Genomic DNA, 517 nt, shown 5'->3' on the forward strand with positions numbered 1-517 from the left:
TACCCGCGCCGTTAGGGCCGATAATGCCGACGATAGCGCCTTTCGGTACGGAGAAAGAGAGATCGTCGATCAGTACGCGGTCGCCGTAGGATTTGGTCAGGTTTTTCACCTCAACCACTTTATCGCCCAGACGCGGACCTGGCGGAATAAAGAGTTCGCTGGTCTCGTTACGTTTCTGATATTCGGTGCTGTTCAGCTCTTCAAAACGGGCCAGACGCGCTTTGCCCTTAGACTGACGGCCTTTAGCGCCCTGACGTACCCACTCCAGCTCTTTCTCGATCGACTTACGACGCGCGGCTTCGGCAGAAGCTTCCTGCGCCAGACGCTGATCTTTTTGCTCCAGCCAGGAGGAGTAGTTGCCTTCCCACGGAATACCTTCGCCGCGGTCCAGCTCAAGGATCCAGCCCGCTACGTTGTCGAGGAAGTAACGGTCGTGGGTAATCGCCACAACGGTGCCTTCAAACTCGTGCAGGAAACGCTCCAGCCAGGCCACAGACTCGGCGTCCAGGTGGTTGGT

The 517-nt window shown here is 57.4% G+C and carries 1 pseudogene; it reads right to left on the reverse strand.

From position 1 onward, the window contains the following. Nucleotides 1–517 (reverse strand): annotated as a pseudogene (locus tag B3797_RS13880) (energy-dependent translational throttle protein EttA); the annotation flags it as partial.

This window comes from Pantoea sp. UBA5923 (assembly GCF_002431095.1).
Taxonomy (GTDB): Bacteria; Pseudomonadota; Gammaproteobacteria; order Enterobacterales; family Enterobacteriaceae; genus Pantoea; species Pantoea piersonii.